Below are 22,906 nucleotides of genomic sequence, written 5' to 3' on the forward strand. Positions count from 1 at the left end.
TACGGATTATTTTTTATATCTTCTTCTAAAAAAGACTAAGCAATCCGCTTAGTCTTTAATGAATAACTTATTAGTCTTCAAACCATTTATCAACTTGTTCTTTGTGAGATTTGATCCATGTTGCTGCTGCTTGTTCTGGTGTTTTACCATTTTGAACATCAAGCATTACAGATTCCATATCTTTTTGAGACCAGTTAAACTTGTCTAAGACTTTATAAGCTTCAGGATTATCTTCTTTAAGTCCTTTACGTACAATAGTATTGATGTCTTCAGCTTTACCCATTGAGTTTTTAGGATCTTTTAAATATTTCAAATCATACTTATTAAACATCCAGTGAGGTGACCAGCCAGTGATTACTATATCTTTATGTTGCTTGATAGCTTCACCAAGGGCAACAGTCATCGCACCTGAAGACGATGGCACTAAGTTCCAATCTTTCAAGTTATCATAATCTTTCAGAGCTGTCTCTGTTGCGGCCATAACACCAGCACCAGGTTCAATACCGATAATTGATTTATCTGCTTGATCTTTCAGGTCTTCGATAGAATTTGCTTTCATGTAGCTTGGTACGACAAGACCAACTTTAGCTCCTTTAAGGTTAGGGCCAAGCAATTCAACGGACTTGCTGAATTTTTTCCATTGTGTTTCATGGGTGTTTGGGAGCCAAGCAGAAACCATACCATCCGCTTGGCCATTTGCTACAGTTTGCCAAGCAACTGTATTATCTAAAGCTGTCTTCTTAACGTCAAATCCATGTTGCTCCATAGCTTGACTTAATACGTTAATAGATGCAACTTCTGAGTCCCAGTTCATATATACAAGCTCAACATTTTTATCTGCTGCTGTTTTCTTAAGTGTAACACCAGAAATACCACCAATGATAAGAACGATAAGGGCTACTAGCGCTCCTCTTTTCTTCCATTTTTTAAGTTGCGGATTTCCTTGCTTTTCAGTGGGGGCAACATTAAGCTTTTGAGTGAAACGGTCAATGATAATAGCTAAAATAACTAAAGCAATACCGTTTACAAAACCTTTACCGATATCCGCAGATTGAACAGCCGCTAAGACACCACGTCCAAGACCAGGTGCACCGATCATTGAAGCAATAACGACCATCGAAAGGGCCAACATAATAGTTTGGTTAACACCTGCTAAAATTGTTCCTTTCGCTAAAGGGAACTCTAACTTAAAGAGCTTTTGTCTTGGCGTTGAACCAAAAGAATCTGCTGCTTCGACCAATTCAGTTGAAACTTGACGGATACCCAAGTTCGTCATACGAACTGTTGGTGGCAAGGCAAAGATAACTGACGCAAATACACCAGGGACCACTCCGATACCAAAGAAGGCAACGGCTGGAATCAAATAAACGAAACCTGGCATAGTTTGCATAAAGTCCAATATTGGCTGCACAATCTTAGCAACAAGTTCGGACTTGGCCATCCATATACCTAAAGGAATACCGATAATAATAGAAACTAAACTAGAGAGCAAGACCAATGTTACTGTGTTCATTAAGTCTGTCCATAAGCCTTGATTGGCAATAAGAACTAAACCTAAGAATGTAAAGATAGGAAAGGCAACTTTACGTCCTGAAACTAAAACTGCCAAAAACGTAACAACAATAATCATTAACCAAAATGGAACAGCTGTAAGTCCTGCAGTTACGGTATCCATAATTGCTGTACCAGCTTTTTGAATAATATCAAACCCAGCACTTAGATTACTTGTAATCCAATCTGTTGCAGTCGAAACCCAATCTGCTAAGGGTATCTTACCTATTGCTAACTCAATCATTATTTACCTCCTCATCGTCTACATCTGCTAAAGCTTCAAGTACTCGTCCGCGGATAAGAATACCCTTAAGGAATCCTTCATCGTCTACCACGGCAACAGGTGTTGGAGAGTCGTATATGATAGGTAAGATATCACTTACTAATGTTTCTTTACCAACTTGTCCAACATCTGTCATGAGAACATCGCGAAGAGATTTATTCGCTTGTTTTGCTTGAACTGCTGCTTCACTGGTAATAACACCGTAAAATTGACGTTTTTTATCGACAGCCATTAAAGAACTTACTTCTTCTGTCTTCATCTTTTTAAGCGCAACACTTGGACCATCAATGTCAATGTTTGTTGTTAAGGCAGGAATCATAATGTTCTCCGCCGTGATAACTTTTGCACGATCGACATCTTCCACGAAGGTTTTAACGTAATCATTAGCAGGATTAGTAAGAATTTCTTCACCTGTACCAATCTGCATGATTTTACCATCTTTCATAATGGCAATGCGGTCACCGATACGTAATGCTTCATTCAGGTCATGCGAAATGAAAATAATTGTTTTTTGGAATTTTGCTTGAAGTTCCAAAAGTTCATCTTGCATCTCACGACGAATCAAGGGGTCTAAAGCTGAGAAAGCTTCATCCATCAGAAGGATTTCTGGGTCATTGGCTAAAGCGCGTGCTAAGCCGACACGTTGTTGCATCCCCCCAGAGAGTTGGTTCGGGTATTGATTTTTAAAATCAAGTAGATTAGCGTTGTCTAGAGCTTTTTCGGCACGCTTACGACGTTCCTCTTTTGGTACATTTTGTACTTCCAAACCATATTCTGTATTTTCAAGAATCGTTCTATGTGGGAAGAGACCAAAATTTTGGAAAACCATGCTCATCGTTTTACGACGGACTTTTAACAAATCTTCTTTATTCAATGTAGCAACATCTTCACCGTCAATGAAAATCTTACCACTTGTTGGCTCAATCAAACGATTAAGCAAACGTAATAGTGTTGACTTCCCTGAACCAGAAAGCCCCATAATGACGAAAATTTCGCCTTCATTTACTTCAAAGTTGGCATCATAAACACCGACGCTCGCACCTGTTTTTCTTAAAATTTCGTTTTTCGAATCACCCTGCTCGACCATTGCCAAAGCAGTTTTTACACGTTTACCAAATATTTTGGTTAAGTGCTCAATTTTAATTTTTACTGGCAAAATATTCTCCTTTACTCTTAATAATTAAATACATTTCATTATTTAATGTTCATCAAAGTGACCATTCCATAATAACAAGGTATTGTCACTTTGTCAAATAAGTAAACTTACAAATATCTTAAATTGCCTAAATATGAAAAAAATCCTTCTATAGTGACAGTTCCTATTGCATGTCTCTATAGAAAGATATTTCCCAATGTCAAAACTAGTTTTTATAAAAGAAATTTTGAATAATTTGTAAAGAATCCGCACCACCAACAAAATACAAGGTATCATACTGGTTCAATGTTGCATATGGACCCGGTGAAATAATTAATTCGTCATTCTGTAAGATAGCAATGACAGTGGCACCTGTATTTTGCCATAAGTTCATTTCCCCAATAGTTTTACCTAAGTTTTCTGACGGCTCATTGAGTTCAAGTTCAATTGGAGTCATTGGATTGGATTTTTGAAAGTGTGCGGTTTGCCCAACGAGTTTATCTAAAGTCGATGAAAAGTTGGCAAGTTCTTTCTGCTGGCGTGCAACACTTTTCAAAATATCGGCTTGTAAATCCTGAATTGATTTAACTTCCTGATGTTGAGTCAAAAACTCTTGAGCTTTTTGACGTGAAGCAATAACAACGCCACTTCCATGAATGGAATCTACAATCCCTAGATCGCTAAGAATGCTTACTGCTTTTCGTGCTGTTTCGGGAGAAACACCAAAAGTTGTTGCTAAGGTTGATCTTGCATAAATTTTTTGACCAATTTTTAGTTCGTTGCGCACAATATTTTCAGCAATTAAAATAGCAATTTGCTGATATTTCGGTTGTCTAACCTCTTTCACTTTTTCCTCCTTATTTATTTACTCGTATACTATCATCATATAAAAATGCATTATGCTTTCTATTTTAATGTAAAAATACAAAAAAAGATAGTAAAATTATTTTTAAAGTGTAAAATTTCGAATATATCCTAGTTTATATTTTATCGACTTGTATGATAAATATGTTTCGTATAAGTAATCTATGATATAATAGTCGCAAAAGTTTAAAAATAGAAAGTGATAATATGAACTGGATTTTTCGATTGATTAAAGGAATGATTATTGCTCTTGGCTTCATTCTTCCTGGTGTTTCTGGCGGGGTTCTTGCAGCCATTTTAGGGATTTATGAACGTATGCTCCATTTCTTGGCTCATATTCGTCAGGATTTCAAGAAGAATTTTCTTTTCTTCCTTCCTGTTGGTATTGGTGGGATTTTAGGATTAGTTCTTCTTAGTCGACCTCTTGAGTGGGTGTTAGCGCATTATCAGATAATTGTGTTATGGGGGTTTGCAGGTGCTATTTTAGGGACTCTTCCTTCTCTCTTTAAAGAAAGCACACGTCAAAAAGCTCGTGATAAAAGTGATACCTTTACTTTAATTCTCACATTTGTGTTGTCGACATTTATTCTATACATGTTGCCAGCTATTGCAGGGACCGTTCCGGCAAACTTCTTTGGTTTCTTCCTTGCAGGTATTTTAATTGCCTTAGGTGTTTTGGTACCTGGACTTAGTCCCTCAAATCTACTTTTGATTCTTGGACTTTTCTCTCCGATGCTCGAAGGTTTTAAAAACCGTGACATTTTCGGTGTGTTTCTTCCTATTGCTATTGGTGGATTATTTGCTCTGGTAAGTTTTTCAAAATTAATGGAGAAACTTCTTATTAATTTCCATTCTAAAGTTTACAACTTTATCATTGGTTTAGTACTCTCAAGCACATTGCTGATTGTAGTGCCTACCCAAAGTGCTGAAGCCATCAATTATGCTGGCGCAACTCTCTCAACCTTCTTTATGAGTGCTCTTCTCTTTGTAGTCGGGCTTGTCTTAGGTCTCTGGATGAGTAAGTTAGAAAAAAAAATATAAATAAAGATTAATCTCAAAATAAAAAGACTGGATATCAAACCAGTCTTTTTTATCTTAGTCTGTTTCAATTAAACCGATATTCTTATCGGCACGTCGGTAAACAACACTCGTACGATTAGTATAGGCATCCAAGAAAACATAAAAATCATGGCCAAGCATATCCATCTGAAGTACTGCCTCTTCCGCATCCATCGGTTTAAGATCAACACGTTTCGTACGGACGATTTTCACAGTATCTTCTTCAATCTCATCAGTAGCATCTAAAGGAGCAAATTCGTCACCAAATGCTAAGCCAGTTGGGACATTTATTTTTGATTTGCGATTTACCCGCGTTTTATATTTACGAATTTGACGTTCTAACTTTTCTTCCACTAAATCAATAGCTGCAAGTACATCTAGAGCAGTATTTTCAGCTCTTAAAGTTACATTTTTAGCTGGCACAGTTACTTCAACCTTGTTACGCTTATCGGAATAAGACTTAATATTCACGTAGGCTGTGACTTCATGTCCATCATTAAAGTATTTATTTAATTTACCAATTTTATCTTCGATATATGTACGAATTGCATCTGTAATTTCCACATTTTCAGCACGAATACTAAATTTAATCATAAGGTTGTTCCCTTGGCATTTCAAAGAAATGCTCTTTCTTTTATTTATTTCTTATTTAATTTTAATATAAAAATAAATATGGGTCAACTAATATCCGAGATTTGCTAGAATTAAAACTCTTGTGCTGCAGTTTCTACTTTACCAAGGAATTCAGCCAAAAATTCTTCAGCTTTTTCAGGTTGGTAAGCATGGCCTTCAACACTAAGTGAAGAGAAGTCTGTACCAATGAATTCAAAGATAGTCTTCATATATTGGCTACCTGTATCTTGACCATTATACATACCACCGCTTGCTTGCAAGTGCATAACTTTCTTATCTGTTGCCAAACCTTTTGGTCCTTCTGCTGTGTAACGGAAAGTTTTACCAGCAACATTGACTGTATCAATCCATTTTTTAAGGCTAGCAGGAATCATAAGGTTCCACAATGGACTCGCAATGACTACCTTATCTGCTGAAAGGAATTGTTCTGTAAAGGCACCAAAACGTGCAACTTTATCTTGTTGTGATTCAGACAAGGCAGTGAAGTCTACACCATTTTGCATTGCAATAAAGGCAGAAGCCATGTCTTGATCAATTTCAGGAATATCGGCAGAGAAAACATCGAGTACTTCTACTTCATCATCTGCATTTGCAGTCTTATAGGCTGATACAAAAGTATCCAAGCCTTTAATTGAGAAGCTGTCTTCAGCTGTCAAGGGATGTCCTTTTACAACAAGTAATTTAGTCATTAATAAATCCTCCAAGATTTTGTTTAATTTACATTTGTAAACAATTTTTACTTTAATATTATAGCAAAAACATTTTAAGAATACTACAATTTTAGTACGTGAAACTTAGCACAAACTTAAAGAATAATAAAACCACCTCGAAATGTTTCAAGATGGTTTTGTTTTTAATGACGAATGAGATAATCAAAAGCACCTAGAGAAGCTGTGGCACCACTTCCCATAGCAATTACAATCTGTTTATAAGCTGAATCTGTACAATCCCCTGCAGCAAATACACCAGGTACATCTGTAGCCCCTTGTTTATCAACGACAATTTCGCCTCGTGAGTTACGTTCTACTACTCCCTCCAGCCACTCTGTGTTAGGCACAAGACCAATAAGGATAAAGACACCTGATAATTCGAGGTTTACTTCTTTTTGAGTATCACGTTCGACATAATCTAGACTTTCAACTTTATCTGTACCATGAATCGCTTTTGTTTCTACATTGGTCAGAACGGTAACATTACCCAATGAATAAAGTTTTTCTTGTAAAACTTTATCCGCTTTCAGCTCTGGTAAAAACTCTAAAACAGTCACATGTTCAACTACACCAGCTAAATCAATAGCTGCTTCAATCCCCGAGTTTCCTCCCCCAACTACGGCAATTTTTTGACCTGCAAAGATAGGTCCATCACAATGCGGACAATAAGCAATTCCTTTATTTTTGAATTCTTCCTCGCCCGGAATTCCGAGTGAACGCCAACGTGCTCCTGTTGATAATACAATCGTTTTAGACTGTAGGACAGCACCATTTTCCAGAGTCACTTCAAGCAGGTCTTTTTTCTCTAATTTTACTGCTTTTTGTGTTTTCATAATATCAGCTGGATAGGCTTTGACATGTTCTTCCAGTTGGGTAGCCAACTTAGGTCCTTCAGTATAAGGCGTCCCAATCAAGTTTTCAATACCTAGAGTTTCTAATGGCTGACCACCAAATTTTTCTGCTAAAATACCTGTGCGTATGCCCTTGCGTGCTGCATAAATAGCCGCACTCGCACCTGCTGGACCACCGCCAACAACAAGAACATCATAAGAATCTTTGTCGTCAAATTCTTCACTTCCAGCTTGGCCCACGAGTTTATTTAATATTTCTTCAAGACTCATGCGTCCACTTGAAAATTCCTCACCGTTAGCAAAAACTGTTGGTACAGCCATCACACCACGAGATTTGACTTCGTCTTGGAACATGCCGCCTTCAATCATCGTATGCGTGATATTTTCATTCAGCACACTCATGATATTCAAGGCTTGGACGACATCTGGACAGTTATGACAAGTCAAACTTACATAAGTTTCAAAATGATAAGGTTTATCAATGGCTTGAATACGTTTTTTGAGGTCATCTTCAATCTTTGGTGCGCGACCACTTACTTGTAAAAGAGCCAAAACAAGCGAGTTAAATTCATGACCTAGAGGAATACCAGCAAAAGCAATACCCCTCATTTCTCCCTTACGAACGACAGAAAAGCCAGGAGCTTTGACTAACTTAGCTTCTTCAACACTTATACGTGGTGACATTTCAGCAATTTCATTGACAAATTCGCGAACTTTTTTACCATTGACATCTTCAGGATCTGCTTTGACACGTAATGCGATATCATTTTCTAAAAGTTCTAAATATTGTTTGAGTTGCGCTTTAAGATTCTCTTCTAACATTTTATCTTTCCATTCTTTTTAGCTTAAAAAGGCGAGTAATCTACTTCGCCTTATTAAATTAAATTTTACCGACTAAGTCCAAACCTGGTGTCAAAGTTTCTGCATCTTCTTTCCATTTGGCAGGGCAGACTTCACCTGGATTCTTACGAATGTATTGTGCTGCACGCACTTTATCTACTAATTGGCTTGCATCACGGCCGATACCGTCTGCAGTGATTTCGACAGCTTGCACAACACCATCTGGGTCGATGATAAATGAACCACGTTGTGATAAACCAGATTCTTCATCCAATACATCAAAAATACGAGAAATCTTTTGTGATGGATCAGCAAGCATTGGATATTCTACTTTACCAATAGCTTCACTGTGTTCGTGCCAAGCTGCATGAACAAAATGTGTATCTGTAGAACATGAATAAACTTCTACGCCCAAATCTTTAAGAATACTATATTGTTCTTGTAAATCTTCCAATTCTGTTGGACAAACAAAAGAGAAGTCTGCAGGGTAAAATACGATGACATTCCATTTTCCTTTAAGATCATCTGAGTTTACTGTCAAGAACTTGCCATTTTGATAAGCTTCTGTGACGAAAGGTGCAACTTCTTTTCCGATTAATGACATGATTATTATCTCCAATTTTTCTAATATTTTTTGTACTTCTTAAATAATTATCACAAAATGAATAAGGTTAGTCAAAAGATATGTTCAAGTTTTTAGGGAAAATAAAGCGCTTAACACTTCTGAATTATTACATTTTGAGTGATAATTCTATATACTATTGTTTAGATATACGAAACACTCATCACGAAAATGTTTATCAAATAACAAATCACTCGCTTTTAAAAATTATCTATTAAAAACAAAAAAGCCCAGGTGGGCTTCTTTATTTTACAGTAAAAGCGGATGTCTTATCTAACATAAAAGGACGTAAATAAGCTGTTGCACTACTTGTTGGAAGTATCTCGTCGCGAAGTGTGATGCCTAATTCATTTTGAATATAAGCTCTTCTCTCTTGCACGCGCCCCCAAATGTCAGGATACGCTTCTTTTATCTCTTGTCTTAGCTGTGCATCCGCCAAGAAAATGCCACTTTCACAACTTACACCACCGTATCCAGAAACAGATGGAATAATATCAATCTGGAACAGCATGCCACTCTCGATACTTTCTGTTGACTGCGGGTAGACTGGTGAGCTCATCCATTCTTCATCCGCGGAGAGATGACCAGGATTTAAAGTCCAACCGTATTTTTCTTGTGGCAAAACTTCTTCTATTTTGTTATACAGCTCTTGGCCTTGCATACCTATCTTGATTGCTTCCAACCACGTTTTAACGGCATTGAAGTAAGGTTGTGCGACAGCCGAGAGATAATCTTTCTCTTCATCTGGCAACTCCGAAGCCTGACTCACCGCATAGCCTCCTCGGCTTTGGAGGCCTCCTTTATACCCTGTCGTTAAGGAAAGCTTGTCTCCCTTTTTAATGACTTTATCGCTTGGATAAATATTGGCCTTTACAAAACGTTCACCAGTTGCCATTATTGTAACGACATTATGTGCTTGTCCAAGGTCTGATAATTCTCTTGCAACTTCCATTTCACTTTTTCCAAGCTCAATCTGATTCATCGCTTGTAACATGCAGCGTCCTGCCAAAGCAGCACCGAATTCATAATGAGCAAATTCGTTTGCATTATTTGTTGTGCGAACACCATTTTCCCCGATAAACAAACGTGTAGCATTTTCTAGCTTAGCTTCAGGACATAAGCTTTGGACAGCGTGAACTAAGAAATGAGGTACATCAAAAAGCTGATAATTATCCTCTTTTGCGCTGGTAAAGTTTTTCCACCCCACTAAACCAATCTTTTGAGTATTCTCTAGGCCACATTTGCTTAAGATTTCTTCAACTGTTTCTTGAGTATTCATAGGCTGATTAGGTAGAGAAAGATGTGGCATATGTACAGCTTCTGCTTTTAATCTTGCCTTATCTGCTTTATTTAGGTTTTCATTACCTAAAACAAGATAAGCTTTACCATCCTTATGAAGTACAAGCAAGGCTTCTTCAAAACGCGGGAGAAAACCTGTAAGATACTCAAAGTTACTGCCATGTTCTAGGTCCGCATAGATAATTAAGCAATCAAAATTATCTTGGTTCATTTTATCAAGCAGTTTTTGCTTCCTTTGTTCCATTGTTTCGTCAGACAGTACAACTGGTTTTAAGTTTGCTTCAAGCGCTGGTGGTTGAATTTTTGTGAGTTGAATCATCTTTACTCCTTTTGTCAAAATAAGAACTGCCGCTTCAGCAATTCTTATTTCTTACTTTATATTCTTTTAATTTTTTAACTCTTGGGCGACGGCTTTCAAGCGTGAAAATTGAGCAGGTTCGGATAAAGAAACCGTCATTTCCCAAGCTTTGCTCCCTTCCTCAACTGCTAAAGTCAGGAAAAAGCGCTGAAAATACGACAAGTGCTCTGACTGCCGAAGATAATCAATATCGTCTTGTGTCAAAAAAGTTTGTTCACGCTGGATTGCTTTATTCAAATAGCGGAGCCAGAGCCGCGCATTTCCTCTTGATTTTTGAGCCGCAGCTTCAAAATATTCTTTCCAATTCATTTATAATAGCCTCAAAAGTTCGGGATTTTCTTTTAAATAATTTTTTAACGCTTCTTGGCCATAAGCGAGACCGTAAGCTTCTAAAACAACCGCAGGATCTGAAGTTCCTTCTGAATAATTGTTGAGTAAATCAAGGAGCGTATCTGGACGCTCAATGTTTAACTTCTTCATAATCTGGGCAATATCAGGAATATCCTTGGCTCTGCCCACTTGAATTTTGTCAATCAATACTGACTGTAAGGAAGACAGATAGACTTCGAGATGACTTGCTTCAAAAATTAAAACTTTATCCTCATCAGAAAGTGACATAATACGTCCGATAGAATGGCTTAGCCAGGGTTCGTTAGCAGTTCCGACATGAAATTCTTGCCCAATCTCCGCAATAATTTCCTCAACTTTAGCAGTAGACTCATAGAAAGCATCAATATCTTCGGTAGCCTTTAGTCCATGATATTCCAAAACAAAACCACCAACACACTGTAAGCTTAAATGGATGTTATTTTCTGCTAATTTTTCATTCAAACGTATAAACAACTTATTATAATTCATAAATTATATACTTTCTTTTGAAATATCTCTTCTTGATTATAGCATACCACGCCCTATAAAAAAAGAGTTTTTTCTCTCTTTTACATAATAAAAAACACCTCTTGGTGTTTTAATTGTTAATTTTTTCAAAGGCATTATTCAGGTCGGCCAATAAATCATGGATATCTTCGATGCCTGCAGATAGGCGAATCAGTCCATCCTTAATGCCAGCTTCTTCACGAATCTTTTTCGGTATTGAAGCATGGGTCATCACTGCAGGTACCTCAATCAGACTTTCCACACCGCCGAGTGATTCAGCTAAAGTAAAGTATTCTAAAGCCTCGACAAAGTCTTTGACTTTATGTTCATCCTTAAGTTCAAAAGAAAGCATTCCTCCAAAGCCAGACATTTGTTGTGAAGCAATCTCATAACCTGGGTCTTGCGGAAGTCCTGGATAATAGACTTTGCTTACTTTCTCTGACGCATCAAGAAACTCTGCAATTTTTTTAGCATTTTTAGCATGGGCCTCCATACGAAGTGCTAAAGTTTTGATTCCTCTTTGAACTAACCAGCTGTCTTGAGGACCTAAAACACCACCGATTGAATTTTGCATGAAGGCGATACGTTCAGCCAAATCTTCTTTATCTGTTGTGACAAGTCCTGAAACGACATCGGAATGTCCACCAAGATACTTCGTACCAGAATGCAAAACAATATCTGCCCCTAAACTTAAGGGACGTTGGAAGTAAGGTGTAGCAAAAGTATTATCAACGATTGTCAGTAGACTATTTTCCTTAGCAATATCTGCAAGTTTTTGGATATCTAAGACAGTCATCAAGGGGTTAGAAGGTGTTTCAAAATAAATTGCCTTAGTTGATGCTTTAATCTTATCTTTTAAAGCATCAATATCTGTTAAATCTACCAAGTCATATTCCAAACCAAAATTAGACATGACTTTATCCATGAGGCGGAAAGTTCCCCCATAAACATCATTACCTAGAATCAAGTGGTCCCCTGATTTAAAAATAGAAAGAACGGCATGAATACCAGCCAAACCTGAACCAAAAGCAAAGCCTTGGACACCACCCTCTAAGTCGGCAATAAGTGTCTCTAAGGCATGACGTGTTGGGTTCCCCGATCTCGAGTATTCATAAGCTTTGGGCTGCCCGAGACCATCTTGCTTATAGGTCGATACTTGATAAATAGGAACAGAAACAGCACCTGTTGTAGCATCTTCACTGATACCACCATGAATCATCTTCGTTTTTAATTTCATTTCACTCATACTTCACCTCTTTTTAATTGTTTATTTATTATAATGCAGATTATCTTTTGTTGACTTTGGGTAATCCTATATCCGACTTTTAATTTTTTTATATCTAAAAAACACAGAATTTATAAGAGAAAAACCCTTTAAATAAGGGCCTTTTCTTATAGTTTCACTTCATTTACTGGAGCAAAAAGATCATTTAAAGCTTCACTCATGGTTGGATGAGTGTAGATATGATCTCTTAACATGGTGTAAGGTAATTTTGCTTTCATCGCAAGCGATAAAATATTTATCACTTCATGTGATTCTTCAGCATAAAGAGTTGCACCTAATATTTCTTGTGTGTCAGGATCAACCAGCGCTTTAAGTAGCCCTTTACTTTGTCCAAGTACTGCAGATTTTGGAATCGATGTAGCTTCTAAACGGAACAATCGGTACTTGGTACCTTGAGCTTGAGCTATTGTTTCTGTTAAGCCTATATTAGACAGAGTTGGTGTGATAAAAACACTACTTGCTAACTCGCCTCGATTACTTAATGTGCGAGATTTGTCGCCATAAAGTTGACTTTCAATGATACGAAAATCATCCAATGATGTATAAGTAAATTGAGGACCACCGTGAACATCACCTAAAGCCCAAATATTTGGAGTCGAAGTTTCAAGTTTTTCATTCACCAAAATATGCCCGGCCTCACCAACCTTAATTGACGTATTTTCTAAGCCCAATCCAGATGTATTAGGCTTACGCCCTGTAGCAAGAAGAATCTTATTCCCCTGCACCTCTTCTGCCTGACCGTCTCTTGTAATATTGAGGATGCTTTCTTCATCACGGTCAAAAACACCATTTATCTCATAGCCAAGTTTGAATACTGCACCAGCATCTTCTAAATCTCGCTTCACGCGCTGTGCAATATCTCTATCTTGACGTGGCAAAAACATACTGTGTGAATCAATGATAGTCACTTTGGATCCATAAGACAGAAACATGGCTGCAAATTCGAGTCCGATATAGCCAGACCCCACAATCAGAAGATGCTCAGGCTTTTCTTGTAAGTCCATCAATCCTGTCGATGTCACAAGATTTTTACTCTCCGACATGCCAAGGATCGAAGGAAGGATAGCACGCGCACCCGTATTGATAAAAATACGTTCAGCTTGAACAAGCATTATCGGCTTTCCTTCTTCGGAAATTTCGACCTCATGGTCTGAAAGAAATCTTGCCTTCCCATCAATAACAGTTGCATTTTGTTCATCCGCAATCATATGGTAATTCTTTTTATTCAGCTTTTCGACAAGACTGAATTTTTGAAGGACTGCCTCGGTGAAAGCTTCACCTTTTTGGCCATTTACAATTAACGACTTAGACGGAATACAGCCAATATTAATACAAGTTCCCCCGTACATCCGCGTAGATTGTTCTACGATTGCTACTGTTTCCCCTTTATTGGCAAGAGACTTAGCCAAGGTTTTCCCTGCTTTACCAAAGCCAATAATTAGATTCTTAAATGTCCTTCTTTCCATACTAAAGCTTGCCTCTATAGTCTACGATGAGAAGATTGTGGCTCAAATATTCTCCGTCGGTTTTCAATGCAATGAGATTGTAGCTACCTTCCACTTTTGCATGTAAATCTTGGGCACTCCAGAACATTTCCCCCCATTTTTTGAAATAAACAGGGCCAAATTCTGAATCCATATGTGCATCAAAAGCCTCTGGCAACTTGCCTTTGTCAATAGCAAGGATACGGTAACGTGAGATACCGCCCGCACATGCATCAATGGCTTCATTTTTTTCACTCAACTCATGGTCAAAATCCAATACAAAATCTGCATTATCAAATTTTGCTAATTTTTCGCTTACTGTTTTGTCAAATATAATTTTCATGCTTGTTTCCTCCTATGGTTTAAGCAAGTGCCTTAATTTCTTTTCCTAATTGATCCAAGCTGTTTTCAAAAACTGACCAGTCTTGTGTAAGTTTTAGTAGTAAGAGACTCCCCTGTATTGTTGAGATGATATGCTGAGCTTGAGTTTTGGACTGCTCTGCTGTCCAACCTGTAATTTCCATAATCCGGGCTTGAATCAAAGCTGTCCAAGTTTCCATGAGCTGACCTAACAACGCACGAAAATCTTTATCTCCACTCGCACCAAGTTCAACGACAAGATTTCCTACTGCACAACCGTAATGTTGCGTTTCATCCTCATGCACCTGAATTTCCCAGTTCAACATTGCAAGCAAAGCTTGTTTGGGATCCTCCATCTGACGCAATAAGGGATCAAAACATTGTGTTTCCCAATCATTACTATGAGATTGAATCACTTCTAAGCAGATTTCTTTTTTAGACAAAAAATAATGATAAAGTTGTCCTTTTCCAGTACCCGAGTCCTCGAGAATATCTCGGATAGAAGTCGAGGCATATCCCCTCTGACAAAAAAGTTTTTTACTGCTTTCAATGATTTTTTCTCTTGCTTTTGACACTTTACACGCTCCAATCATTTTACCTACCGCTTGGTACAATATTAATATACCAAATTAAGAACTCTTTACCAAATAATTGAACTGAAAATGCTGTATTTTTAACAAATATAGCTTCGTGTATGTTTGAGTAATGGTCTCTTTCTAAGTATATCAGAAGTACTCTACTTATTATTAATAACTCGTAACTCATACAATAAATAGAGATAGTTAGACTATTTTAGTATAATAATATTTAATAATTACAGTAAGGTGATAAAAATGCAAGAAATGTCAGATACTGACCTCAATTACTTATTTAATCTTCTTGAGGAAAAAAACATACCAATAATCCATCCTAGAAAACACTCGTATATAATGCATCAAGGAATTGAGTCAGAATATATCTATATATTGAAAAAAGGTGTTGCCAAGCTCAGTAATATACTTAGGGACGGTAGAGAATTTAGTACGTTTTATGTTACAGATACAGATTTTGTATCCCTTCTTGAATCAAAGGATCGTGGAAACATCAATACCTCGGTTTTTTCTGTAAGAGTTGAAACAAGTGATACTTATTTCTATAAAGTTCCTCGTAAAAAATTAGATGAATGGGTTAATGAAGACAACTGTTTGTCTAATATTATTGGCAATTTTTATAAAAGAAGGCTCATACATAATATCGAAGTACACAAAAGGATGTCCGTCAATGGCAAAAAAGGGGCAGTTTATGCTTGTCTGAGTATAATGGTTGACTATTTTGGGATAAAAAAAACAGAAGGTATCCTCATAGATTTCAAATTGACAAATGATGATATTGCTGGTTTCTGTGGTATTTCTACTCGAAATAGTGTCAATCGTATCTTGCATGATTTAAAAGAAGATGGCATTATCAAAATAGTAGATAAAAAAATACTAATTACTAACTTTGAATTTTTAGAAGATTACAACAAGTAATCCAAAAGTATTACATTTCACTTCCTACAGCGCCTATCAGTTTTCTATAGAACTATCTTATGATAGTTTTTATTGTATCCTTATATATTTCAGAAGTTTAAAATGTCAAACTTACATTACCGTAAGCTTAACCTAAATCAATATACGATAAAATATAAGCATAACTTAAAAGGAAAAGAGAAAAACAATGTTACTTGAAGTAAAACACTTAAAGAAAATTTTTAAAACACGCTTCTCTAAAGAAGAAACTACAGCACTTTCTGATATTGATTTTACAGTTGAAGAAGGGGAGTATATTGCAATCATGGGCGAGTCAGGCTCTGGTAAAACAACGCTTCTTAATATACTTTCCACATTGGAAAAGCCCACATCAGGTCAAGTTTTGTTAAATGGCGAGGATATTACAGCAATTAAAGATCAAAAAGTCTCTGCTTTTAGACGTGAACACCTAGGTTTTGTATTCCAAGATTTCAACTTACTGGATACACTTAGTGTCCGTGATAATATTTACTTACCTTTGGTTCTTTCAAAATTCAAACCTAAGATTATGAAGAAACGTTTAGAAGCATTAGCTCCTAAATTAAACATCGAAAATTTTCTAGACAAACAGCCTTTTGAGCTTTCAGGAGGTCAAAAGCAACGTGTAGCTGTAACACGTGCACTTATTAGTCAACCTGATCTTGTACTTGCTGACGAGCCAACCGCAGCTTTAGACTTTAAAAACTCTGAGGATTTACTCGACCTTTTCGAAGAAATCAATGCAGAGGGACAAACGATAATCATGGTTACACATTCAAGTTTAGCTGCGAGTCACGCTAAACGTGTCCTTTTTATAAAAGATGGTGTGCTTTATCATCAGTTGTATCGTGGGGATAAGTCTTCTACTTCTTTTGCAAAAGAAATTACATTATCTATGAGCTCTTTCCTTGGAAGCCAAACAGCTGAGGAGGAACCAAATGCTTAGTCTGAAAATTGCTACAAATAACATGAAAAGGGGAATTAAAAGTTTCGCACCGTTTTTGATGGCTTCCATCACTATGTTTGTTCTGGTTTTCGTTACAGCATCAATCGGTTTTTCGCCCTCTATCGATAAATTACGAGGAGGCGAAGCAGTTTCTATGTTAATGAAGTTTGCCTTGGTTATTTTAGCTGTCTTCTCCCTCATGATACTCATCTATAGTTACCGTTTCTTACAACTGCAACGCTCAAAAGAATTTGGACTCTATGACATATTGGGATTTGGAAAAAGAAAAATTGTAAATGTTGCCTTCCTTGAATTATTTATAAGCTACTTATTGACATTAATTATCGGAACACTTCTTGGTATTGCTTTTTCTAAATTTCTCTTTCTTATTTTTGTTAACCTCATTGGAGGAAACTATTTTGACCTACAAATTAATTTTAATGCGATTCTCCTCGTTGCCTTTATTTATTTGATTTTCTTCTTCATATTGATGTTGATTGGGGCATTTATAATTTGGAAATCATCTAGTCTTGATTTACTGCGTGAGGCTTCTAAAGGCGAAAAAGAGCCAAAATCTAATTTATTTTTAGCTGCTTTAGCTCTTATTTTACTTGCTTCAGGTTATTCCCTTGCTCTTACAGTTGAAGATCCTGTATCTGCAATTACACGTTTCTTTATTGCTGTGCTTCTCGTTATTTTTGGTACCTACTTCTTCTATATAAGCTTTACCGTCTGGTACCTCAAACGTAAGAAAAAACGTCCAAGCTATTATAAACCAAGTAACTTCATCACTACAAGTTCAATGCTTTACCGGATGAAGGCAAACGCTGCTGGCCTAGCAAATATAACCATTCTTTTATCAATGACCGTCGTGACTATTGTCGTTAGTTTGGGGATTTTCTTTGGCTCTGAGAAGATGGTGAAAGATGCAATGCCTAAGGATGCGATGATAAGTTCTACACTTCCAGATTCTAAACAAACTTTAACAGAAATAGCACAAAAAGCTGCAGACGCTTCACATACGGAAGTCTCAGATTTATCGGAAATTTATATCGCCCAAAATATTGGCTTACATCTCCAAAATACTCATGATACACTGGTTGCTTCCGATATCCAAACTGCAGATAAAGATGACTATACACTTGTGACAATGGTAACTAGAGAGAGTTTAGTATCCTCAGGTAATGCTAATTTGCCTTCGCTTTCTAATAATCAAATTATGATTAAAGATACATCTAATAAGCCCGATCCCGAAAGCAAAAATCTAATCCAATTAGATTGGTATGGTAATAAATATGATATTAAAAAAGATATAGAGGATATTAAAAATTTACCTGGGGGTGTCTCTTTCCAAAAATCTCTTCTTATAGTCTTTCCAAATAAACAAGAAATGAATAAGGTTATTAAATCTTTTAATACGAGAGAAAACAATCTAAATTATCAGCAAGCTCCTATCTCGCTTGCGCTTTTCAATATAGATAAATCAACAGAAAATGCCTTCTCTCAAAGTTTTAAAGAAATAACCTCAGATTCGTCTGTTCAAACACTTACATTCCGCAGTGAAGCTCTGGCAGATCAACATGCACAAATTGGTGGATTTGTCTTCATTGGCTTTGTTCTTGGAATTAGTTTTATCCTAGGTGCTGCCTTGATTATTTATTATAAACAGCTCTCCGAAGGTGCACAAGATAAACGCTCCTTTAAAATCTTACAAGAAGTTGGACTTTCTAAAGCTGAGGTACAAAAAACAATTCAATCCCAAGTAAGAATGATTTTCTTCCTTCCTCTCCTCATTGCGGTCCTTCACTTTGCTGGCGCTTATCGTATGATTGCTAATATTCTCAACGCTTTTGGAGCCAATGACTTCCAACTTGTTCTTACAATCAGTTTATTAACGCTTGTAGGATGTGTTTTAGCCTATTATCTTATTTATAAAATTACAAGTAAGGTTTATTATCATATTGTTGAAAGATAATTTAAAATAAAAGAACTAAGAATAAATAATCTTAGTTCTTTTATTTTGCTTTATAGTAATGTTATTATATGAATTACCATGTTTTAGATAAACTTATAAATTATATGCCACTAGGTCATTCTATTTTCTCTCTTTTGAACAGCTATTGGATAGCTGTTTTCTTTTTAAGAAAGCTCATCACTAATGCGCAAACAGCACCAAATAGCGCAACAACAACTCCAATCAAGAAAATGATTCGATAAGCTTCTAAGGGATTATTGACGTGTTTATCAATAATTGTTCCATTCATTGAATAGGCCCAAAAAACTGGAGCGTATGCTAAGAAAGAACCGATGCTCATTGCTGAACCAGAATATTTCTCATTAATCGGAACTTCTGCAACAGGCGCCAATATAATCCCTTTTGACAAAAAGATAAAAAATGAAAAAAGGAAGAGCACTGCAATAGATACAAAAACAGCAGATTTATTATGTGGTAAAATGAGTGTTACACCAAGACAGACAGCCGAAAGAAAGAGTGAAACGGCCATCATTAATGATGAAGACTTAAAAAGTTTTTCTGCTAAAATTCCTGCTGTAATACCTCCAATAATCCCCATAATTCCTGTGTTAAAAATACCAAATAAAGCTGTTTGACCGGAAGATAAGCCAAATACTGCATGAAGATAAGGAACAGTATAAATAAGTATAATATAGCTCCAATAAACAGCCATGGCCGCCATAGCTGCCAACCAAACCTGCGGTTTCAAAGCAACGTGTATAAGACCTTTTAATGCATCAGCAGACTTGTTTGTTTCCGAAGCTTCCTCAGTAGAAATCCCATTTTTAGGGACATATTTAATAATGAGAAAAACTAGTGGAATAATCAAAAGATTATAAAACAACATAAACCCTTTGAAAACAACTATTCCGCTAATGAGAGCCATCGTACCAACAACGAGAAGATTCATAATAACTTCTTGCGCACGACGTAAGGATTCTAACAAACCAAAACCAACGGATTGGTTCTTTCCTTTGGTCATTATTACAACACCATTAAGAACTGCTGGCCAGAAAAAAGCGTCCACAATGCCCCAAATGGTTGCAATGACTTTTAGTCCAGCAAATGCGGGATTAAAAATGACGATATAATTAATCGTTAAAAACCGAATAAGAAGTCCAGTAACAAGGATTGACTTTGTTGAAAAACGATTATTAACCCAACCTGCAGGTATATAGAGAAAAACCGATATTCCTATAAGACTGAAAATAATCCCAAGTTGAGCATTAGTCAACCCTAATACTTTCAACAGAAGATCATAAAAAGTTCCTTTAAAGGCTTCGAAGGACGAGTATATCACTTGTCCGGTTGTAGCAACTGAAAAGAATCCGATCGCTGTTTTCGTATCACTAAATCCTAACTTACTGAGTATTTTTTGCATGAGAACCCCTTTTCTTAAACTTTTTCGGAAAATGTGTGTGCGCAGTTAGTAAAGATTCCATCCACGCCCCAGTTAAATAATTCTTGTGCTCGTTCTGAATTATCAACTGTCCAAACATTTAACTCATGCCCACGTTTTTTAACTTGCTCAACTTTTTCTTTTGTCAGTCCATCATCTTCCATATGGATAGCTGAGGCACCACAACAATCAGCCAGTAATTGCCAATCAGGATTAAAAGTATAATCTTCGAATAAAAGTGCATATTTGTAAGTGGGTGCTTTTTCATGAACTTTGCTCAGTAATATAGGATTAAAACTAGAGATTAATATTTCCACTTCAGGATCAATATCCTCTAGATAGTTGGTAAATTTTGCCACTAAAATATCTAAGAGTTTAAAACCATTTTCTCCTGAAATGCCCTTCAGTTCCAAATTGACGTTCATTTTCGTACGATTGATGAATGAAACGAGGTCATCCATGGTCGGCAATTTTTCTTGTGCGTATTTTTTTCCAAACCAAGATCCAGCATCAGCTGTTTCAATATATCGATAAGGCAAAGAAGAAATTTCACCCGTCAAATTCGTAGTACGGTCGAGCAGATCATCGTGACAAATAACGAGCTCCCCATCTTCTGTGATTGCGATGTCAGTTTCAAACCACTTAATGCCAAATTCTGGCATCATTTCAAAACCTGCCATCGTATTTTCTGGCGCCAATTTTGGTAAACCGCGATGGGCATATATATTCTGTTTCATTTGATCTCCTAAATATTTTTTGCTTTCAGAGTACTTCTGTTTTCTCTCATAATGAGGCACAGCTTTTTTTGAAAACGCTTCATTATATCATTCTTTTCTTTTCAAAACAACATTTTTCACAAACTTCCTCATAAAAAATAGACAAAAACACAACTATAGCACACTTTCATTTACCCAACCCTTAATTTTAATTTATAAATTCACAAACTTATTTCTTTCTCTCTAATGAGAAAAGCAACTGGGAGTTCAGCGTAATATCACTCAGCAAGTATTTAATTGCGAAGAGTAATGCAATGTAAGTCCCTCTTCCAACGTTAACACCAACCACTTCTGATATATTAAAAGGAAGTCTGAATTTCAAGAGTTTACAGGCAGTAGCCCCAAACATGCTTAGGAATACTTCTAAGCATAATAATAATGCTTATAATTTGTTATACTAAACATATATTGGATGTTAAAATTATATTGGAGAAATTATGAAAAAGACTTTAATCTTATCTACAGCATTAATAAGTATTTTTGCGCTGAGCGGATGTTCAGACACAACAAAAAAACAAGTTCAAAGTGAAAATAGTCAAGATTCAAGTATCACGAAACCTTCAAAAAGTTCAGAAGAGTCTCGTTCATCAAGCACTAGCGAAAATACTGTTTCTTCCACAGATGCACCTAAAGAAGAAACGGCTCAAACTACGTCTTCTTCTTTTACAGGTTACACTGCTGAACAAATTGAATATGCGCGTGTAACCGAAGCGATAGTTCATTATTATAAAGGGAATTATCAGCCTGTATCTATTGAAGTTACTAAAAATGGACAAAATCATCAGGTATTCCCTTTTAAAGGTTCTGTAGTTATTCCTCAAGAAACCGTCACTTTATCCTTTAGCAAAGATAATACAATGGCTGGGACAACAATTGTTACTTATAGTTCTAACCATGGCGGTTCGATAAATTTTTATAAAGACCCTAATCATTACCAAGATGAAAGATACCTTAAGGATCCTGTCTGGGTCAAGTCAGAATCTCAAAAATTAGTAGACAGCATGCAGACATTAGAAATTCCTGTTTCATTTGACCGTGAAGCTGCTCAAATCATTTCCAAAATTCAAATAAAATAAAAAAAGCACTTTTGTTTGTATCTCCGCTTTAAAAAACACCGAAACAAAAACCTACTCTGCTTAAGGCCAAAGACCTTGAGTAAAGTAGGTTTTTTCTTGTATGGGTTTTAAATTACTCCGACAATGATGAAGAGGATAACAATAATCCCCAGCGCAATACGGTACCAACCAAAGATTTGGAAGTCACGGCGTTTGATGTAGCTCATCAAGAATTTAATAACGAAGATAGAGACAACGTAAGCGACAACCATACCAACAATGAGAGCAATCACTTCTGATAGGCTAAAGTGAAGTCCGAATTTCAAGAGTTTAAAGGCAGAGGCCCCAAGCATGGTTGGCACTGCGAGGAAGAAAGTAAACTCGGCAGCAACGACACGTGAGACTCCAATAAGCAAGGCGCCTACAATTGTTGCCCCTGATCGTGATGTCCCTGGAATCATTGAGAGGACTTGGAACATCCCGATGATCAGTGCAGCTTGATAGGTAATTTCTTTCATCGTGTTAATTTTTGGTACACGTGTTTTATTCCAACGTTCAATCACGATAAATGCGATACCATAGACAATCAGCATAATGGCAATTGTCAAAGGCGTACCAAAATGTTCTTCTAAGAAATCATTCAAAAATAAGCCAAATACGGCAGATGGAAGAAAGGCTACGACAACCTTAACCCACATGTTGAAGACAGAACGTTTGATCCGTACACCTTTTCCTTCAACATTAACAAAAGGATTCATCTGTGACCAAAATTCTACAATAACCGCAATAATCGCGCCTAATTGAATGACTACAAAGAACATGTCTTTGAAAGCTTGTGTCATGTTGGTATGAATGAAGGCATCCACTAAAAGCATGTGCCCTGTACTTGATACAGGCAGCCATTCTGTAATTCCCTCGACGATGCCGAGAAAAATAATTTTCAAAAGTTCAATAAAATTTAAATCCATTTTTTCTTATAT

The 22,906-nt window shown here is 36.6% G+C and carries 22 protein-coding genes; 5 read left to right on the forward strand and 17 right to left on the reverse strand.

Annotated elements, in window-relative coordinates; genetic code table 11:
* Positions 1-70: 70 nt before the first annotated feature.
* The 3 genes from KJS37_RS05975 to KJS37_RS05985 all read right to left on the reverse strand — a co-directional run bounded on the left by KJS37_RS05975 (position 71) and on the right by KJS37_RS05985 (position 3,816).
* A complete protein-coding gene (locus KJS37_RS05975; protein WP_213496357.1) occupies positions 71-1,795 on the reverse strand; it encodes an ABC transporter permease/substrate binding protein in 1,725 nt (574 codons plus the stop codon).
* A complete protein-coding gene (locus KJS37_RS05980) occupies positions 1,788-2,990 on the reverse strand; it encodes a quaternary amine ABC transporter ATP-binding protein (protein WP_017370393.1) in 1,203 nt (400 codons plus the stop codon). The genes KJS37_RS05975 and KJS37_RS05980 overlap by 8 nt, the downstream gene beginning before the upstream one ends.
* 205 nt (positions 2,991-3,195) lie before the next feature.
* Positions 3,196-3,816, reverse strand: a complete 621-nt coding sequence (locus KJS37_RS05985) for a GntR family transcriptional regulator (protein WP_019291676.1) — start codon at positions 3,814-3,816, stop codon at positions 3,196-3,198.
* Positions 3,817-4,040: 224 nt separating this feature from the next.
* Here KJS37_RS05985 and KJS37_RS05990 point away from each other — a divergent pair, with 224 nt between their 5' ends.
* A complete protein-coding gene (locus KJS37_RS05990; RefSeq protein WP_213496359.1) occupies positions 4,041-4,874 on the forward strand; it encodes a DUF368 domain-containing protein in 834 nt (277 codons plus the stop codon).
* Between the two features lie 54 nt (positions 4,875-4,928).
* Here the strand turns inward: KJS37_RS05990 and hpf are convergent, their stop codons facing one another.
* From hpf to KJS37_RS06045, 11 genes are all read right to left on the reverse strand, one after another.
* Positions 4,929-5,486, reverse strand: a complete 558-nt coding sequence (hpf, locus tag KJS37_RS05995) for a ribosome hibernation-promoting factor, HPF/YfiA family (protein WP_213496361.1) — start codon at positions 5,484-5,486, stop codon at positions 4,929-4,931.
* 110 nt (positions 5,487-5,596) lie between these two features.
* On the reverse strand, positions 5,597-6,214 hold the full coding sequence (locus tag KJS37_RS06000; protein ID WP_017370397.1) for an FMN-dependent NADH-azoreductase: 618 nt from the start codon (positions 6,212-6,214) through the stop codon (positions 5,597-5,599).
* 164 nt (positions 6,215-6,378) lie between these two features.
* On the reverse strand, positions 6,379-7,908 hold the full coding sequence (ahpF, locus tag KJS37_RS06005) for an alkyl hydroperoxide reductase subunit F (RefSeq protein WP_213496363.1): 1,530 nt from the start codon (positions 7,906-7,908) through the stop codon (positions 6,379-6,381).
* Between the two features lie 58 nt (positions 7,909-7,966).
* A complete protein-coding gene (gene ahpC, locus KJS37_RS06010; protein ID WP_017370399.1) occupies positions 7,967-8,530 on the reverse strand; it encodes an alkyl hydroperoxide reductase subunit C in 564 nt (187 codons plus the stop codon).
* Positions 8,531-8,792: 262 nt separating this feature from the next.
* Entirely contained in the window at positions 8,793-10,166 is a 1,374-nt protein-coding gene (locus KJS37_RS06015; protein ID WP_213496365.1) for an aminopeptidase P family protein, read from the reverse strand.
* Positions 10,167-10,232: 66 nt separating this feature from the next.
* Positions 10,233-10,514, reverse strand: a complete 282-nt coding sequence (locus KJS37_RS06020; protein WP_019293959.1) for a hypothetical protein — start codon at positions 10,512-10,514, stop codon at positions 10,233-10,235.
* Positions 10,515-11,063 carry a DUF6036 family nucleotidyltransferase gene (locus tag KJS37_RS06025; protein ID WP_017369818.1) on the reverse strand — a complete coding sequence of 183 codons (549 nt, stop codon included), beginning with the start codon at positions 11,061-11,063 and terminating at the stop codon, positions 10,515-10,517. It lies immediately after the preceding gene.
* 109 nt (positions 11,064-11,172) lie between these two features.
* Positions 11,173-12,327 carry a cystathionine gamma-synthase gene (locus KJS37_RS06030; RefSeq protein ID WP_213496367.1) on the reverse strand — a complete coding sequence of 385 codons (1,155 nt, stop codon included), beginning with the start codon at positions 12,325-12,327 and terminating at the stop codon, positions 11,173-11,175.
* A gap of 146 nt (positions 12,328-12,473) precedes the next feature.
* Positions 12,474-13,832, reverse strand: coding sequence for an FAD-dependent oxidoreductase (locus KJS37_RS06035; RefSeq protein WP_213496369.1), 1,359 nt, complete (start codon positions 13,830-13,832; stop codon positions 12,474-12,476).
* 1 nt (position 13,833) lies between these two features.
* Positions 13,834-14,193: an iron-sulfur cluster biosynthesis family protein gene (locus tag KJS37_RS06040; RefSeq protein ID WP_017369821.1), complete on the reverse strand. Its 360-nt coding sequence runs from the start codon at positions 14,191-14,193 to the stop codon at positions 13,834-13,836.
* Positions 14,194-14,212: 19 nt separating this feature from the next.
* Positions 14,213-14,785: a TetR/AcrR family transcriptional regulator gene (locus KJS37_RS06045; RefSeq protein WP_017369822.1), complete on the reverse strand. Its 573-nt coding sequence runs from the start codon at positions 14,783-14,785 to the stop codon at positions 14,213-14,215.
* A 267-nt stretch (positions 14,786-15,052) separates the two neighbouring features.
* Here KJS37_RS06045 and KJS37_RS06050 point away from each other — a divergent pair, with 267 nt between their 5' ends.
* The 3 genes from KJS37_RS06050 (at position 15,053) to KJS37_RS06060 (ending at position 18,657) form a co-directional block, all read left to right on the forward strand.
* Complete coding sequence (locus tag KJS37_RS06050; RefSeq protein WP_373306141.1) at positions 15,053-15,718, forward strand: Crp/Fnr family transcriptional regulator; 666 nt, start codon at positions 15,053-15,055, stop codon at positions 15,716-15,718.
* Positions 15,719-15,905: 187 nt separating this feature from the next.
* Complete coding sequence (locus KJS37_RS06055; protein ID WP_017369824.1) at positions 15,906-16,682, forward strand: ABC transporter ATP-binding protein; 777 nt, start codon at positions 15,906-15,908, stop codon at positions 16,680-16,682.
* Complete coding sequence (locus KJS37_RS06060) at positions 16,675-18,657, forward strand: FtsX-like permease family protein (protein WP_213496371.1); 1,983 nt, start codon at positions 16,675-16,677, stop codon at positions 18,655-18,657. Before KJS37_RS06055 ends, KJS37_RS06060 begins: the two co-directional genes overlap by 8 nt.
* Positions 18,658-18,799: 142 nt before the next feature.
* Here KJS37_RS06060 and KJS37_RS06065 read toward each other — a convergent pair whose 3' ends face one another.
* Both KJS37_RS06065 and KJS37_RS06070 read right to left on the reverse strand, forming a co-directional pair.
* Entirely contained in the window at positions 18,800-20,077 is a 1,278-nt protein-coding gene (locus KJS37_RS06065; protein ID WP_213496372.1) for an MFS transporter, read from the reverse strand.
* Positions 20,078-20,091: 14 nt separating this feature from the next.
* Positions 20,092-20,832: a glycerophosphodiester phosphodiesterase family protein gene (locus KJS37_RS06070; RefSeq protein WP_017369827.1), complete on the reverse strand. Its 741-nt coding sequence runs from the start codon at positions 20,830-20,832 to the stop codon at positions 20,092-20,094.
* Between the two features lie 476 nt (positions 20,833-21,308).
* Here KJS37_RS06070 and KJS37_RS06075 point away from each other — a divergent pair, with 476 nt between their 5' ends.
* Positions 21,309-21,947 (forward strand): YdeJ family lipoprotein, encoded by a 639-nt coding sequence (locus KJS37_RS06075; RefSeq protein ID WP_213496374.1) that lies wholly within the window; start codon positions 21,309-21,311, stop codon positions 21,945-21,947.
* Positions 21,948-22,054: 107 nt separating this feature from the next.
* On the opposite strand, the gene KJS37_RS06080 is transcribed toward KJS37_RS06075, so the two are convergent.
* Positions 22,055-22,894, reverse strand: a complete 840-nt coding sequence (locus KJS37_RS06080; RefSeq protein WP_017369829.1) for an undecaprenyl-diphosphate phosphatase — start codon at positions 22,892-22,894, stop codon at positions 22,055-22,057.
* Positions 22,895-22,906 lie beyond the last annotated feature (12 nt).

It is taken from the genome of Lactococcus formosensis (assembly GCF_018403745.1).
GTDB lineage: Bacteria > Bacillota > Bacilli > Lactobacillales > Streptococcaceae > Lactococcus > Lactococcus formosensis.